Genomic DNA, 15,713 nt, shown 5'->3' on the forward strand with positions numbered 1-15,713 from the left:
CCCGTGCGCCCTACGCCAGGCGCGTCTTGAGATTCTCGGTCAGCGTTGCCAGAAACTCCTCGGTGCTCTGGTATGCCTGCTCGGGCCCGACGAGAAGCGCGAGGTCTTTCGTCATGGCGCCCGACTCGACGGTCTTGATGACAACGTCTTCGAGGGTGTCGGCGAAGGTGGCCAGTTCGGCGTTGTCGTCGAGCTTGGCGCGGTGGGCGAGCCCACGCGTCCACGCGTAGATCGAGGCGATCGGGTTGGTCGAGGTGGGCTTGCCGGCCTGGTGCTGGCGGTAGTGGCGCGTGACCGTTCCGTGAGCCGCTTCTGCCTCGACGGTCTTGCCGTCGGGGGTGAAGAGCACGCTGGTCATGAGGCCGAGTGAACCGAAGCCCTGGGCAACGGTGTCGCTCTGCACGTCGCCGTCGTAGTTCTTCGCGGCCCACACGTAGCCGCCCTCCCACTTGAGTGCCGCAGCGACCATGTCGTCGATGAGGCGGTGCTCGTACGTGATGCCGGCTTCGGCGAACTTCTCAGCGAACTCGGCGTCGAAGACCTCCTGGAAGAGGTCTTTGAAGCGGCCGTCGTACGCCTTCAGAATGGTGTTCTTGGTCGACAGGTACACCGGGTACGAGCGGTTCAGCCCGTAGCTCAGCGAGGCACGCGCGAAGTCGCGAATGGAGTCGTCGAGGTTGTACATGGCCATGGCCACACCCGAACCGGGCGACTGGAAGACCTCGAACGACTGCGCTTCGGCGTCGCTGCCCTCTTCGGGCTGGAACGAGATGGTCAGCGTGCCCTTGCCCTCGAAGCGGAAGTCGGTCGCCTTGTACTGGTCGCCGAACGCGTGGCGGCCGACGATGATCGGCTTGTTCCAACCGGGAACGAGGCGCGGGATGTTCGAGATGATGATGGGCTCACGAAAGATGGTGCCGCCGAGAATGTTGCGGATCGTGCCGTTCGGGCTCTTCCACATCTTCTTGAGGCCGAACTCCTCGACGCGGGCCTCATCTGGCGTGATGGTGGCGCACTTGACACCCACACCGTGCTTCTGGATGGCGTGGGCGGCGTCGATCGTGACCTGGTCGTCGGTCGCGTCGCGGTGCTCGATGCCGAGGTCGTAGTACTCGAGGTTGATATCGAGGTAGGGGTGAATGAGGGTGTCTTTGATCGACTGCCAGATGATGCGCGTCATCTCGTCGCCGTCGAGCTCGACGACCGTTCCCTCAACGTGAATTTTCGACATTCAAACTCCTAACCCAAGTAACACCGGTGGTACAGAAACAAGCCAAAGAGTAGCCTACTCGCTTTCACAACTGTCTTGACGTAGAGAGAGTTTGACGCCGAACTCACAGGTCGGGCGCCGGATGCCCTGGCTCCGCTGTGGCAAATGCAGGTGTGCCCCACTAGCCTGTCTGCATGGGAAATCTGCGACTCGAAGAATTGTCGGCGACCAACATCGTCGCCGCCAACACGCTGACGCTCAAGCCCGGCCAGGAACAGTTCGTCGCTCCGGTCTCGCACTCCATTGCAGAGGCCTATGTGAACCCGTCCACAGCCTGGCCCCGGGTCGTGCTCGACGACGACGAGGTCGTCGGCTTCATCATGGGCAACTTCGACCCCGACAGCCCGCATGACGAGTTTCGCGGCTGCATCTGGCGCATGAACGTCGCCGCCAATGCGCAGGGCCGGGGCATCGGGCGATTCGCTGTGGTGTCGTTGGCCGAAGAGGCGCGCTCACGTGGGTTCGATCGGTTGACCGTGATGTTCGAGCCGGGTGCAGACGGGCCAGAGGCCTTCTTCCTCGCTGTGGGCTTCGTTCCGATCGGTGAGACGCAGTATGGCGAGACCATCGCAGCACTCACGCTCTGACGTGACTGCGAGTTCGCCCTCTGAAGCAGTCGACTTCGGCGCACTCGTTCTCGAAGTCGTTGACGCGATTCCGCCCGGATGTGTGCTCACCTACGGCGACGTTGCTGCGCTGCTCGGGTCACGGGCGGCACGAGCCGTCGGTACAGTTCTGGCGCGGTCGGGAGGTGCTCATCCGTGGTGGCGCGTGGTGCGTTCGGGCGGGCATCCGGCGCCTGGACACGAAGCTGCTGCGCGCGAACATTACGAGGGCGAGGGTACGCCGCTCACAGGTTCACTGAAGGAAGCGGGTTACCGAGTCGACTACGCTTTGGCGAAGTGGAATGCGAGCGGGTAGCATCCACTGGTTGTCTAACACCTCTGACGTGTACCTGTACCTGACAGAAGCTGTACCTGACAGAACCTGTGCCTGAATCCACCGAACACCGGGAGAAGCTGTGAAGCGTCGCGTGCTGATCACGCTTCCGATCGTTGCCGCGAGCGCACTGATGCTCTCTGCGTGCGGCATCGCCGATACAATCTCGCCGCCGATCCAGTCGGCACTGTACGAAACGACGGCCGATGCCGCGGGGGCGTCTGGCTCGCTGGTGCTGCCGTCGTTCGTCGAGGCCGACGCCACGCAGATTCGTCTCGTCACCCTCGACTCGCGAAACGCCGCCATCATGACCTACGCGGTGCCCGCTGTCGTGGCCACCGGCGAGGCCTGCACCCCCGACCAGATGGCGAAACTGCCGGTGATGGATCAGACCTGGTGGCCGCAGGCCCTGCCCGACCACGGCATCACCTGCTCGGGCGACTGGCACCTCTGGGCTGCCGGCAACCAGTTCTACGCCTGGAAGTCGTAGCGACTCACACCAGCGCGTGGCACCAGCGCCTCACACCAGCGATTCGCGCCACGAGGCGTGCAGCTGCGAGAACCGGCCCGTGCCGGCGATGAGGTCTGCGGGGGTTCCGTCTTCGATGATGCGGCCCTGCTCCATGACCAGCACCCGGTCAGCGATGGCCACGGTCGACAGGCGGTGGGCGATGATGACAGCCGTGCGGTCGCTGAGGAGGGTCTGCAGGGCATCCTGAACCAGGCGCTCGCTCGGAATGTCGAGTGAAGCCGTTGCCTCGTCGAGAATGAGCACAGCAGGGTCGGCGAGAAACGCCCGAGCGAACGAGATGAGCTGGCGCTGGCCGGCCGACACCCGGCCACCGCGCTTGTTGACGTCGGTCTCGTAGCCATTCGGCAGGCCTTCGATGAAGGCGTCAGCCCCAACTGCTTTCGCCGCGGCGACGATCTCGTCTCGCGACGCACCCGGCTTGCCGATGGCGATGTTGTCGGCGACCGTACCCGAGAAGAGGTATGCCTCCTGGGTGACCATCACGATGGCGCGCCGCAGATCTTTGGGGTGCAGCTGGCGCAGGTCGATGCCGTCGAGGGTGAGGATGCCCTGGGTGGGGTCGTAGAAGCGGGACATGAGTTTGGCGAGCGTCGATTTACCGGCGCCCGTCGAACCGACCAGCGCGATCGTCTGGCCTGCGGGAATATGCAGGGTGAATGAAGGCAGCACGACCCTGCCGTTCTGGTACGAGAACTCGACATCGTCGAAGGTCAGCTCGCCCTTCGAACTCCAGAGATCGATCGGGCTCGTGGGGTCGGGAACGCTGGGCTTCTCTTCGAGCACGCCCGAGATCTTCTCGAGGGCTGCGGCGGCAGACTGATACGAGTTGTAGAACATCGCCATCTCCTCCATCGGGTCGAAGAAGCGGCGGGTGTAGAGCACCGCCGCCAACAGCACCCCGATGGCGACGTGGCCGTCGATCACCCGGAAGGCGCCGACCAGGAGAACCACCGCCACCGTGACGTTGCCGATGAGCACGAGACCCGGATCGAAGATTCCGAACAGCCGAATCACGCGGGCGTTCGCCGAGCGATACCCCTCGACGAGCCCCTCGAACTCGGCGTTGTTGCTCTTCTCGGTGCGAAATGCCTTCACCGCACGGATGCCCGTCATGGTCTCGACGAACTTGACGATGAGCTTGGCCGACGTGGTGCGGGTCAGGCGGAACAACGTCTGCGAGCGCAGCTGGAACCAGCGCGTGAGAATCACGAGCGGCACGAGCGCCACCACCAGAATCACGCCGCTCGCCCAGTCGAGCGAGAACAGGGCGATACCGATGAAGAGCATCGAGAGCAGGCCCTGCACCAGCTGGTTGATGCCCGAATCGAGCAACTCACGAATGGCGTCGAGATCGCTCGTCTGGCGGGAGATGATGCGGCCCGACGTATAGGTCTCGTGAAATTCGAGGCTCAACTTCTGGGTCTGCACGAAGACGCGCTTTCGGAGATCGAGCAGCACGGCCTGCGAGATGCGGGCCGTCAGAACGGTGAACCACGCCATGAGAACGGCACCGACCACCCCGGTCAGCAGGTAGGCAACGCCGGCGAGGCCGAGGGGCATCCAATCGTTCGAGAGCAGGGCGGGCAGCCCGCTGTCGATGCCGAAGGCAATGAGGGCGGGGCCGGCGACCTGGGCCGCCGTGCTGATGACGACCACCACGAGGCCGATGAGCAGGCGCGTGCGCTCGGGCCGCAGCAGCGAGCCGAGCAGGCGCGTCGAACGCTCGCGAATCTGGCGGCTCTCGGCCGCGGTGAAATCGTTGCGCTCTTCGCCGCCGACGCCCGAGACGGTTGCCTGGCTCACGGGGTGGTCTCCTTCTCGTGCTTCTCGAGGGGCTCTTCGTCGTCGAAGCTCGAGATGACGAAGCGGTAGTGCTCGTTGCCGGCGAGCAGTTCGGCGTGGGTGCCCACGGCCGTCACCCGGCCGTCTTCGAGCAACGCGACGCGGTCGGCGAGCGCCACCGTCGACGGGCGATGGGCCACGATGAGCGCCGTCGTCGACGCGAGAACCTGCCGAAGCGCCGCCTCGACCAGCGCCTCGGTGTCGACGTCGAGCGCCGACAACGGGTCGTCGAGCACCAGCACGCGCGGGCGCGCCGCCACGGCCCTCGCAAGGGCCAGCCGTTGCCGCTGCCCGCCCGAGAGGCTCAGCCCCTCTTCGCCCACCCGCGTGTCGAGCCCGAACGGCAGGTCGTAGACGAAGGCCGCCTGCGAGATCTGCAGCGCCTCAGCCACCTCGGCATCGGTCGCGTCGGGGCGCCCGAGAACCACGTTCTCCCGCACTGTGGCGCTGAACAGAGTGGCGTCTTCGAACGCCATGGCGATGTTGGTGCGAAGGTCGCTGCGGCTCAGATCGCGAATGTCGACGCCGTCGAGGCGAACCGAACCACCTGTCACGTCGTAGAGCCGGGTGGTGAGCGCCGTCAGCGTGGTCTTGCCCGAACCGGTGAGACCCACGAGCGCCATGGTCTCGCCCGGCTCGACGACGAGGTCGATACCGTTCAGCAGATCACTGAACCGGTCGGGCGAGTCGTGGTAGCGAAAGTGCACGTTCTCGAACGTGAGCTGACCGCGCGGGTTCTGGATGCTCGTGGGCGACACCGGGTCTTCTATGGTGTTCACCGAATCGAGAACATCGAAGAACCTCGCCGTGGCGGTCTTGGCATCGAGCGTCATCGCGAGAAAGTAGCCCATCGACTCCACCGGGAACAGCAGCACGGTGCCTGTGGCGAAGAACGCCACCAGTTCCCCCACCGACGAATGCCCGGTCGACGCAAGCCACACACCCGTGACGAGGCACACCGCGAACGCGATGTCGGGAATCATCAGCAGCCACAGCCAGATGTTCGCGACGGCCTTCGCCTTCTCGATCTCGGTGCCCTGCAACTGCTCGGCCTGGGTCTGGAATTTCTTCAGCGCGAACGAGCCCCGCCCGAACGCCTTCAGCACGCGGATTCCGTGCACCGACTCCTCAACCGAGGTGGCAAGGTCGCCCACCTGGTCTTGGCTCCGCCTGGCAGCGTCGGAGTACTTGCCCTCGAACACGTAGCTGTAGGCCAGCAGGGGAACCGAGGCCACCACGAAGATGAGCCCGAGCACCCAGTTCAGGCTGATCAGAATGGCGAAGCCGATGACAATGGTGACCACGTTCACCACAAGGATGACGATGCCGAACGAGAGCCAGCGCCGGATGAGGTTCAGGTCGCTGACTGCCCGCGACAGCAGCTGGCCGCTCGGCCAGCGGTCGTGAAACTCGACCGGCAGGTCTTGCAGGTGATCGAAGAGGCTGTTGCGCATGCGCGCCTCGACGTGGGTACCCGGTGTGAGCACGAGAACCCGGCGAAGCGCGATGAGCACGGCTTCGAGAACGCCGAGGCCGAGAACGGCCAGCACCACGGGCCAGATCTCCGCAGAATCGCCCGCGGAGAGCGGCCCGTCGATGAGCACCTGCAGAATCTGCGGAATGATGAGCGAGACCACGCTCGCCGTCAACGAAACGACCATCGCGCCGTAGATACGGGGCATGGCCGGCTTCGCATAGGTGTAGAGGCGGGCGAGGGTGCGAATCGTCGTCTGCTGGTTCTGTGCAGGCATAGCCTTTGAGGCTATCGAGGTTCGCGTGCGACACGCAAGCTGAGAGCGCTGACGGCGTCAGCGAATGCGTCAGCGAATGCGTACCGAGAGGCAGGTCACGCAGCCCTCGAGCTTCTCGTACTCGCTGATGTCGACCGCGATCACGCGGTATCCGAGGTTTTCGATGAGCAGGGCGGTGAGCGGGGCCGACGTGGCCATCAGCACAGTGTCATCGGTGAGTTTGACGACGTGCGCGCCACCTTCTTCGGGCACGCTCAGAAAACGGTCGAAGATCTGGGGATCATCCACCAGCGGCAGATAGCCGATGACGGTGCCGTCGGGCATTGCGGTGACCGCGCTCTTCAAATGCAGCACCTTGGTGAGGGGCACGGCGACGACGGTGTAGCCGAGGGCCGCGACGATGTGGCGCAGCTGATGGATTCCCTCGGCGTTCGTGCGGCTGCTCCGACCAACGTAGACGGTGCTGCCCACCTTCAGCACGTCTCCCCCGTCGAGCGTGCCGGGAGCCACGATGCGGGCGAGCTTCAGCCCGAGTTCGGTCACGGTCTTCTCGACGGCGTCGGTCTCTTCGACGCGATGCTCGCTGCCCGGGCTGCCGAGCACGGCTACATCGCCGAAGATCACCACCGCGTCTTCGACGAACACCGAATCGGCGAGGTGATCTGCAGTGTCGACCTCCACCGTCGACCAGCCCGCCGTTTCGAGCACCGACACGTACGATTCCCACTGCTCTTCTGCGAGCTCGAGGTCGATCTCGCTCTTCTCGAGATGCGTGACATGCCCGTCGGCCAGTGTCGCCGGGGGGCGCCGGATGATCGCAATGCGGCGCTCCACAGCCCCCGCTGCTCGCACTCCGCGCGGCCCGTATGCCGCGATGCCCGCGTACACGCGGCGACCGATCGTCGCCGTCGTCAGAATGACCAGCAGCACGAAGATCAGGTTGATGCCCACCAGCGTCGCCACCAGGTAGTCGACAACGGTGCCGTCGAGAGGCGTGCCACTCACCACAATCGGCACACCGGTGCCGATGAGAGCGCCGAGCACGCCTGCCACGAGCCCGGCAGCCAGGGCGAGGTACCAGGTCGCGTAGGCGCCCACCCAGGCCAGAACGGCCAGAAACAGCAGCGTGAACAGGGTCTGCGGAACGAAGAACGCGTTGACTTCAGGAAAGTAGTCAGGTTTGAACCCGTTCGCCATGAAGAACGCCAACAGCATCACTACATGGGCGATGGCAGCGACGACGACCGCCGAGACGGCGGAGGCGACAAGGGCACGCAGGCTGAACAGCTTCATGCCGACGACCCTATCGCCTCGACCTATCGACGAGCTTCTGCTCAGCTGTCGACAGGCCATCGGCGAACGGCAGGCCTAGTGGTAGAAGTGACGCTCACCGGTCGTGTACATGGTGACGCCGGCGTTCTGCGCGGCCTCGATGACCTCGGCGTCGCGCACCGAACCACCGGGCTGTACGACGGCCCCCACGCCGGCGTCGAGCAGTACCTGCAGCCCGTCGGCGAAGGGGAAGAAGGCGTCAGAGGCTGCGACCGAGCCCGCGGCCCGGCTGCCCGCGCGCGACACCGCGAGGTGGCACGAGTCGACCCGGTTGACCTGGCCCATGCCCACGCCGACCGAGGCGCCGTTGTTCGCCAGCAGAATGGCGTTCGACTTCACCGAACGGCAGGCCTTCCAGGCGAACGCAAGGTCGTTCAGGGTGTCGGCGTCGGCCGGCTCGCCCGACACGAGAACCCAGTCGTCGGTGCTGAACTCGTCGAACGAGTCAGCGGTCTGCACCAGAACGCCGCCGCTGATCTGCTTCAACTCGACAGCGGGGTGGGAGTAGTCGCTGGGCAGACGGAGGATGCGGAGGTTCTTCTTGGTCTGCAGCAGGGTGAGGGCATCCGGTTCGAACCCGGGAGCCACCAGCACCTCGGTGAAGATCTCTTTCACGGCTTCGGCCATGCCGAGTGTCACGGTTCGGTTCGCCGCGATCACGCCGCCGAAGGCCGACACCGGGTCGCACTCGTGCGCGCGCAGGTGTGCTGAGGCGATGGGGTCGATGGCGGTGCCCGAGGCCACAGCGATGCCGCACGGGTTGGCGTGCTTGATGATGGCCACGGCCGGTTCGGCGAAGTCGAAGGCGGCGCGAACGGCTGCATCGGCGTCGACGAAGTTGTTGTACGACATCTCTTTACCGTGCAGCTGAACGGCCTGGGCGATGCCCCGGCCCACCGGCTCGACGTAGAGCGCGGCGAGCTGGTGCGAGTTCTCGCCGTAGCGCAGCGCGTGTGACAGCGAGACCGTGCGGAGCAACTCGTGCGGAAACCCGTCGGCCTGCAGGGGCGCCGTGGGGTCGAAGGCGTGCGAGGGTTCGCCGGCGGCGACCTGGGTCTCGTCGGCGAACCAGGCGGCGACGGCGGTGTCGTAGGCGGCGGTGTGCGCGAAAGCGGTCGCGGCGAGTGTGCGGCGCGTCTCGAGCGAGGTTCCACCGGCGGCGAGGGCAGCGAGAATCTCGGGGTAGGCCGCGGGCGACACCGCGATGGCCACGTTGGCGTGGTTCTTCGCCGAGGCCCGAACCAGCGCGGGGCCGCCGATGTCGATCTGCTCGATGACGTCGTCACCGATGGCGCCGCTGGCAACGGTCTCGGCGAACGGGTAGAGGTTCACCACGACGAGCTGAAAGGCCTGGATCTCGAGCTGCTGCAGCTGCGCGATGTGCGACTCGAGGCGCAGATCGGCGAGGATTCCGGCGTGCACCGACGGGTGCAGGGTCTTCACCCGGCCGTCGAGCGATTCGGGAAAGCCGGTGATCGAGCTGACCTCCGTGACGGCGAACCCTGCTTCGGCAATGGTCTTCGCGGTCGAGCCGGTGGAGACGATCTCGACGCCCGACTCGCTGAGCGCCCGGGCGAGGTCGATGAGCCCGGTCTTGTCGCTCACCGAGACAAGCGCACGCTTGATGGGTACGAGATCGCGGTGGTGAAACAGTGACGGGTCGTGGCGTGGGCCGCTCATGATCGGTTAGCTCCCTGGTGTTGCATTGGATTTCAGGTGGTCGGTGAGGGTCAAGTGGGTGTTGGCGATGTCGAGCACGGCCTGAACGAGCAGTTCACGCTCGACCGTCTTGATACGTTCGTGCAGGTCGTGTTCGGAGTCGCCCGGCAGAACCGGCACCGCCTGCTGAACGAGCACTGGGCCGGTGTCGACGCCTTCGTCGACGATGTGCACGGTGACGCCGGTCTCTGTGACGCCGGTAGCGAGTGCGTCTCGAACAGCGTGCGCACCGGGAAACGCGGGCAGCAGGGCGGGGTGGGTGTTGATGAGGTTCGGCGAGAGGGCCCTGACGAAGCGGGGCGGCAGGATGCGCATGAAGCCCGCGCACACCACGAGGTCGGGCGACCACTGTTCGACTTGCGTCAGCAGTTCGTCGCCCCATGACGCCCGGTCGGCGAACGCGGTGGGAACCACGGTGAACGAGGGCACACCGAACTGCTCGGCGTACGCGAGCCCGGGTGCGTCGGTGTCAGAGCCGACGGCCACGATGCGGGCCGGAAATTCGGCGTCTGTCGAGGCCTCGAGAAGGGCGCGGAGGTTCGAGCCCCCGCCCGAGATGAGCACAACAATCGACAGCACCCACACAGCCTACCGGGGTGTCGAAGCCTTCACTTCTGCCGGTACCCGAGGGGGTCATCAGCCGTCGTGGGTTTGACTGCGCTCTTCGTCTCGCTGGCACCGAACCGCACACCGCTGGCCAGCAGCCCCACCGTGCAGGCCACGCTGAACTCGACGGCGGCCCACAGCCACACCATCGCGGGGTCAGGCCCCACGTCGGCCAGTCGGCCCGGCCCCATTGCGCCGCCCGCCCACAGCGCCAGCAGCGCGAGAATGCTCGCCGCAACCAGCCCCATGCCGACGCCGGTAGCCACGACCCGACCCACCGACACGGGCCCGAACCCGGGCCGGGCGGCTCGGCCCGCTGCACGATCTTCGCCGACGCCTCCGCGGAGCCGCGGGCGCAGCACTACCGCCACGAGAAACGCGATCGCCACCGGAACGATGAGCGCCGCAAAACCGAGCGGCGATCCCTGGGGCAGTGCTCCGAACACGGGCAGCGACGGAATCAACCCCAGCTGCGTGCCCAGAGGAGTGACCGCCGAACCCGTGCCGAGCACAAAGCCGGGGCCGAGCATCCAGCTGGCCGCCCACACGACGATGTTCGGCATCAGAGCGAGCTGCGCGAGAGTGAGCCCCGCGCCGCCCGCAATACCCGACTGCAGCGACTCGTAGAGCGACACCACGGTGGAGTACTGGATGACCAGCAGCAGCGCGACGGCCAGCCCCGCCACGGCGACCAGCCCGGTCGCGATCATGGCGCCCCCGCGCAGCGCTGTGGCCACCAGCGGCAGTTCAGGCGCGGGAATTCGATGCACTTGGCGCGCGAACCACGCGAACAGCGCCGTGCGCTCGCGCAGCACGCTCGGCACGATGCCGAGCAGCAGGCCGAGACCGTAGACGAACGGAACGAACAACACGGCCTGTCGGAGCGACGGGGTCGCCACATCAGACTGGGCGCTCTGCCAGGCCAGGGCGGCGAGCGCCGCCACCGTGAGCATTCCCACTGCGAGCCCGAGCACCGGGTGGGCCGACTGGCCGAGGCGAAGCCCACTGCGCCGACCGAGAAAGACCGTGAGCAGGGCGAACCCGAGCGGGGCGATGCCGATCTCGAAGGGTACGGCGGCCTGGTCGAGAGCGAGTTGGGCAGCGGTCTGCGGGTCGAGGGCAATGCGCAGGTCGACACCGTTGCCGAGCATCCAGAAATCGACCGCTGAGCGCCAGAACACGCTCCAGTCGATGGCGAGGTCGAACTGCACGGCCCACAGAATGGTGAGCATCACGAGCGGAATGCCGATGCCGATGGCTACGGCGAGCAGCGCATCGAGGGCAGCAAGAAGTGCGGTGGTGGGGCGATTCATCAGTGGAACACGATTTTCAGAATGATGACGAGCACGCCGAGCAGCCCTGTGACGATGCCGCCAAGTAGGCGAACCGGCCAGGTGCCACCACGATCGCCGATGGCGAACCAGCCGAGCAGCCCGAGCAGTCCGATGGGCAGCAGAAGAGAGATGTCGTACGCGACACTGTCATCGAAGATGTGCACGGCTCCGAGCAGCAGAAACAGACACGGCACAACTGCCGCATAAATCAGACCGGCCGAGTCATCGACGCCGTGCTTCAGCGAGGCTGAGACGGGCAGGCCATCGACTCCGCGCCGGCCGTAGTGGGCGATGCCGTCGGCGAAGACGTGGGCGATCCAGAACACGAGCATCGTGCCGACCGTCGTGATGAGTACCTCGCGGTCGGTCGCCTTCTCAGAGGCGTTGCCGATGATGGCGCTGACAAGCAACGTGCCGTAGATCGCTTGGGGCGTGACGAACCGGTGACGCCACCGCTGGTAACGGGTGAGCGGCTCGGGCGAGGGCGCGGCGGGTACTGCTGTGTCTGTCACCGGTTAACCGTATCGGCCCTCCACGCGAATGGAGGGCCGACACGTCACGGGCGCCGGTTCAGGGCCCTGTGGGTTTACTCAACTGCTGGTGCACTCACCCTCAGAGGGCGAGGTAGACCTCACGCAGCAGGGCTGCAGTCTCGCTCGGCGTCTTGCCGACCTTGACCCCGGCGGCCTCGAGGGCCTCCTTCTTGCCCTGGGCGGTGCCCGCTCCGTCAGACACGATGGCGCCGGCGTGGCCCATGGTCTTGCCCTCGGGGGCGGTGAAGCCGGCGACGTAGGCCACGACGGGCTTGGTCACGTTGGCCTTGATGAAGTCGGCCGCGCGCTCTTCAGCATCGCCACCGATCTCACCGATCATCACGATCGCCTTGGTCTCGGGGTCGGCCTCGAACGCGGCGAGCGCGTCGATGTGCGTGGTGCCGATGATGGGGTCGCCACCGATACCGATCGCGGTCGAGAAGCCGAGGTCACGCAGCTCGTACATCATCTGGTAGGTCAGGGTGCCCGACTTCGACACCAGGCCGATGGGGCCGGGGCCCGTGATGTTCGACGGAATGATGCCGGCGTTCGACTTCGACGGCGAGATGATGCCGGGGCAGTTCGGGCCGATGATGCGGGTCACGTTGCCGCGGCTCTTGGCGAAGGCCCAGAACTCGGCCGAGTCGTGAATCGGGATGCCCTCGGTGATGACCACCGCAAGGGGAATCTCTGCCTCGACGGCCTCGAGCACGGCCGCCTTGGCGAACGCCGGCGGCACGAAGATGACCGACACGTCTGCGCCGGTCGCCTTCATCGCGTCGGCCACCGAACCGAAGATCGGAAGCGTGACGCCCTCGATCTCGACCTCGGTGCCGGCCTTGCGGGGGTTGACGCCGCCGACGATCTTCGAGCCCGAAGCGAGCATCCGGCCGGCGTGCTTGGTTCCTTCAGAGCCGGTGAGGCCCTGGATGATGATTCTGGAGTTCTCGTCGAGAAAAATCGACATGGTTATTCTCTTCCTGTTCCTGCGTGAGTAGCGGTGAAGGGGTGCACTTACGCAGCGGCGTGAGCGAGTTCGGCTGCCTTGTCGGCGGCTTCGTCCATGGTGTCGACGACGGTCACCAGCGGGTTGTTGGCTTCGGCGAGAATCGCTCGGCCCTCCACCACGTTGTTGCCGTCGAGTCGCACGACGAGAGGCTTGGTGGCGGCAGCTCCGAGCGTCGCGAGCGCGCCCACGATGCCGTTGGCCACGGCGTCACACGCGGTGATGCCGCCGAAGACGTTGACGAAGACACTCTTCACCTGCGGGTCGTTCAGAATCACGTCGAGGCCTGCTGCCATCACCTCAGCGGATGCTCCGCCACCGATGTCGAGGAAGTTGGCGGGCTTGACGCCGCCGTGACGCTCACCCGCGTACGACACGACGTCGAGCGTCGACATGACGAGGCCCGCGCCGTTACCGATGATGCCGACTTCGCCGTCGAGCTTCACGTAGTTGAGGTTCGACAACTTGGCCTTCGCCTCGAGCGGGTCGACAGCACCCTGATCGACAAGGGCTTCGTGGTTCGGGTGACGGAAGTCGGCGTTCTCGTCGAGGGTCACCTTGCCGTCGAGAGCGATGACGTCGCCCTCTTCGGTGAGAACCAGCGGGTTGACCTCCACCAGGGTGGCGTCTTCGCCCACGAAGACATCCCACAGCTTCGCGATGACCGGTGCGACCTTCGGCACCAGGTCGGCCGGAAAGTTCGCGGCGATGGCGATCTCGGTGGCGGTCTTCTCGTCGATACCCGCCAGCGGGTTGACCTCGATACGGGCCAGCGCCTCGGGGCGCTCGACAGCGAGCTGCTCGATCTCCATGCCGCCCTCGACGCTGGTCATCGACAGGAAGGTGCGGTTCGAGCGGTCGAGCAGCACCGAGAAGTAGAACTCCTGGGCGATGCGGGCACCGCCGGCGACCATGACGCGCTTGACGACGTGGCCCTTGATGTCGAGGCCGAGAATCGACTTCGCTGCCTCTTCGGCCTCATCGGGGTTCTTCGCCACCTTCACGCCGCCGGCCTTGCCTCGGCCACCGACCTTGACCTGCGCCTTGACGACCGTCACACCGCCGAGTTTCTCGGCGGCTGCCCTCACCTCTTCAGGAGTGTCAGCGATGATGCCGGGCAGAACCGGTACGCCATAGCTCTCGAACAGGTCTCTGGCCTGATATTCAAATAGATCCACGCTTGCTCATCCCATCCGCATGCAGCCTCTACGGGCATGCGTTGCCTGGTTGCTTGAAAAACGGTAGCCGGATGTCGCGACACTCCATGTCTCTCGAGATCGAGACATCTTGACCGCCTCAAAGCCTACTCTCCACAGGTCGGCAGCCGTTCCACTCTCTCCACAGATTCGTGCGTTCCCCGCCTGCCCGGGGGCGCCCGGCGGCAATCTGGGGCCATGAACCAACTCTCCCGCATATTCCTCGCCCTCACCGCCGCTCTGCTCGTCGTCACCGGTGCGCTGGAGGTCGGCCCGGCCGCCGTCGCCCTCCGCGCGCTCGAACACGCCTACGGGTTCGTGGCTACCACGCCCGACCACTCGTGGCTCGGTTCGCACCGGCTCGACGACGGCAACCTCGGCTTCTGCCTCAATGTCTCGAAGCATCCACCCGAAGGCAACCACTTTCTCTACCAGCGCGGCGACAGCCTCAGCTGGTACAGCTCCGACGATTCGGCGCGCCTCGCCGACATCGCCCGAACCTGGCTGCCGAGCACCGACCCGAACTGGGCCGCCGGGGCGCAACTCGCGGTCTGGGGCATCACGGGCCTCAACGGCCACGACGCCGGCTGGTACGCCGCCCGCGCCGGGGCGAACGCCGGTGCCGTCGCGAGCATAGCGACGCAGATACGCGCGGCGGTCGATGCTCCGACGGGGGCCTCGCACTGGGTCTCGGCGGGGGCCTACCTGACCCTCGGCGACGGTTCAGCGAACAGCGTGAGCACCGAGTTGTTCGTCGACTATGTGGGGCAGGGGGTGACGCAGCTGTCGCCCGGGCAGTACACGGGCATCCTCTCGCTCACCGGCGCCACCTTCGACGACGGGTCGAGTTCGCGCGAGGTCAGCAACGGCCAGTCGTACAGCATCACCCCTCGTGACGGGCACCCGACTACCGACGTGTCGGCTGAGGTGAACTACACCGCGCTGCCCTTCGGCGACGCGCTCTGGGTGGCGCAGAACACCGACGACGGGCAGAGCCTGCTCGTGCCCCCGGCCTTTCTCTCGTCAGCTCACGCGAGCGCTCGCGGCACGGCCGCTTCACCGCTGCCGTTCGCTCCCGCCGTGAGCACTGAGACCAGCTCGCAGCTTGCCGTACCCGGCGCCGCCGTGCACGACACCCTGCACCTGACGCTGGCCGCCGCGCCTCGCGTCGCGGCGCGGGCGCCTGCGGCGGCGTCGGCGTCGGCGTCGGCGTCGGCGTCGGCGCCAGGGTCGGTGCCAGGTTCGGGGTCGGAGTCGGCACCGGGGTTCACGACCGGTGAGCAACTCACGGAGTGGGGCCTCTACGAAGCCCCCGACGGCTCCGCCAAGCCCATCCCGGTCACAGTGACGAGTTCGCTTCTGGGGCCGTTCGACACTGCACCGGTGGAGTCAGCCGCTGCACCGCCGGGTGCCCCCGTCGCCTGCACCGTCGACACCGTGGCCGCCGACGGGCCCGGCACGTACGACACCCCCGCGTGCATCCTGCCCGCGCCCGGGTACTACGCGTGGGTCGACAGTATCGACCCGCACAGAACGCCGCCAGATCAGGGCGGTGCGCGCATCCTGCCCTGGTCATCCCCGTTCGGAACGGCCGCCGAGGTCACTCGAGTTCCGGCTCCCGCCGGCACCCCTCCCCCGGCAACCGCGCCGCCC

The 15,713-nt window shown here is 66.3% G+C and carries 14 protein-coding genes; 4 read left to right on the plus strand and 10 right to left on the minus strand.

All coding sequences use genetic code 11. The annotated features are described in order from the left end of the window. Window positions 1-10: 10 nt before the first annotated feature. On the minus strand, window positions 11-1,231 hold the full coding sequence (locus D4765_RS14825) for an NADP-dependent isocitrate dehydrogenase (protein ID WP_136643078.1): 1,221 nt from the start codon (window positions 1,229-1,231) through the stop codon (window positions 11-13). Window positions 1,232-1,404: 173 nt separating this feature from the next. On the opposite strand from D4765_RS14825, the gene D4765_RS14830 reads away from it, so the two are divergent. The 3 genes from D4765_RS14830 to D4765_RS14840 all read left to right on the plus strand — a co-directional run bounded on the left by D4765_RS14830 (window position 1,405) and on the right by D4765_RS14840 (window position 2,699). Next, the gene (locus tag D4765_RS14830) at window positions 1,405-1,857 is read left to right on the plus strand and encodes a GNAT family N-acetyltransferase (protein ID WP_136643079.1); all 453 of its coding nucleotides are present in this window, start codon (window positions 1,405-1,407) and stop codon (window positions 1,855-1,857) included. A gap of 1 nt (window position 1,858) precedes the next feature. Then, window positions 1,859-2,191, plus strand: a complete 333-nt coding sequence (locus D4765_RS14835; protein WP_237280468.1) for an MGMT family protein — start codon at window positions 1,859-1,861, stop codon at window positions 2,189-2,191. Window positions 2,192-2,291: 100 nt separating this feature from the next. Beyond that, window positions 2,292-2,699, plus strand: a complete 408-nt coding sequence (locus D4765_RS14840) for a hypothetical protein (RefSeq protein WP_136643081.1) — start codon at window positions 2,292-2,294, stop codon at window positions 2,697-2,699. A 30-nt stretch (window positions 2,700-2,729) separates the two neighbouring features. Here the strand turns inward: D4765_RS14840 and D4765_RS14845 are convergent, their stop codons facing one another. The 9 genes from D4765_RS14845 to sucC all read right to left on the minus strand — a co-directional run bounded on the left by D4765_RS14845 (window position 2,730) and on the right by sucC (window position 14,042). Beyond that, entirely contained in the window at window positions 2,730-4,544 is a 1,815-nt protein-coding gene (locus D4765_RS14845) for an ABC transporter ATP-binding protein (RefSeq protein WP_136643082.1), read from the minus strand. After that, window positions 4,541-6,334 carry an ABC transporter ATP-binding protein gene (locus D4765_RS14850; protein ID WP_136643083.1) on the minus strand — a complete coding sequence of 598 codons (1,794 nt, stop codon included), beginning with the start codon at window positions 6,332-6,334 and terminating at the stop codon, window positions 4,541-4,543. Before D4765_RS14850 ends, D4765_RS14845 begins: the two co-directional genes overlap by 4 nt. Window positions 6,335-6,403: 69 nt before the next feature. Further along, window positions 6,404-7,627 carry a dimethylargininase gene (ddaH, locus tag D4765_RS19995; RefSeq protein WP_272898631.1) on the minus strand — a complete coding sequence of 408 codons (1,224 nt, stop codon included), beginning with the start codon at window positions 7,625-7,627 and terminating at the stop codon, window positions 6,404-6,406. A gap of 75 nt (window positions 7,628-7,702) precedes the next feature. Then, window positions 7,703-9,346, minus strand: a complete 1,644-nt coding sequence (gene purH, locus D4765_RS14860) for a bifunctional phosphoribosylaminoimidazolecarboxamide formyltransferase/IMP cyclohydrolase (RefSeq protein WP_136643084.1) — start codon at window positions 9,344-9,346, stop codon at window positions 7,703-7,705. Between the two features lie 6 nt (window positions 9,347-9,352). After that, a complete protein-coding gene (purN, locus tag D4765_RS14865; protein WP_136643085.1) occupies window positions 9,353-9,964 on the minus strand; it encodes a phosphoribosylglycinamide formyltransferase in 612 nt (203 codons plus the stop codon). Between the two features lie 29 nt (window positions 9,965-9,993). Continuing rightward, window positions 9,994-11,304, minus strand: a complete 1,311-nt coding sequence (locus tag D4765_RS14870; RefSeq protein ID WP_136643086.1) for a cell division protein PerM — start codon at window positions 11,302-11,304, stop codon at window positions 9,994-9,996. Continuing rightward, window positions 11,304-11,837: a hypothetical protein gene (locus D4765_RS14875; protein WP_136643087.1), complete on the minus strand. Its 534-nt coding sequence runs from the start codon at window positions 11,835-11,837 to the stop codon at window positions 11,304-11,306. Before D4765_RS14875 ends, D4765_RS14870 begins: the two co-directional genes overlap by 1 nt. Before the next feature lie 100 nt (window positions 11,838-11,937). Continuing rightward, a complete protein-coding gene (gene sucD / locus D4765_RS14880; protein ID WP_136643088.1) occupies window positions 11,938-12,825 on the minus strand; it encodes a succinate--CoA ligase subunit alpha in 888 nt (295 codons plus the stop codon). 47 nt (window positions 12,826-12,872) lie between these two features. After that, the gene (gene sucC, locus D4765_RS14885; protein WP_136643089.1) at window positions 12,873-14,042 is read right to left on the minus strand and encodes an ADP-forming succinate--CoA ligase subunit beta; all 1,170 of its coding nucleotides are present in this window, start codon (window positions 14,040-14,042) and stop codon (window positions 12,873-12,875) included. A 216-nt stretch (window positions 14,043-14,258) separates the two neighbouring features. Here sucC and D4765_RS14890 point away from each other — a divergent pair. Further along, window positions 14,259-15,713 (plus strand): hypothetical protein (locus D4765_RS14890; protein ID WP_136643090.1); only part of this gene is annotated, 1,455 nt, incomplete at its 3' end.

This window comes from Subtercola vilae (assembly GCF_004923255.1).
Lineage (GTDB): Bacteria > Actinomycetota > Actinomycetes > Actinomycetales > Microbacteriaceae > Subtercola > Subtercola vilae.

Coding starts and splice junctions, on each gene's coding strand:
- ddaH (WP_272898631.1), bottom strand. CDS start 7,627: ATGAAGCTGTTCAGCCTGCGTGCCCTTGTCGCCTCCGCCGTCTCGGCG.
- purH (WP_136643084.1), bottom strand. CDS start 9,346: ATGAGCGGCCCACGCCACGACCCGTCACTGTTTCACCACCGCGATCTC.
- D4765_RS14850 (WP_136643083.1), bottom strand. CDS start 6,334: ATGCCTGCACAGAACCAGCAGACGACGATTCGCACCCTCGCCCGCCTC.
- D4765_RS14830 (WP_136643079.1), top strand. CDS start 1,405: ATGGGAAATCTGCGACTCGAAGAATTGTCGGCGACCAACATCGTCGCC.
- D4765_RS14870 (WP_136643086.1), bottom strand. CDS start 11,304: ATGAATCGCCCCACCACCGCACTTCTTGCTGCCCTCGATGCGCTGCTC.
- sucD (WP_136643088.1), bottom strand. CDS start 12,825: ATGTCGATTTTTCTCGACGAGAACTCCAGAATCATCATCCAGGGCCTC.
- D4765_RS14825 (WP_136643078.1), bottom strand. CDS start 1,231: ATGTCGAAAATTCACGTTGAGGGAACGGTCGTCGAGCTCGACGGCGAC.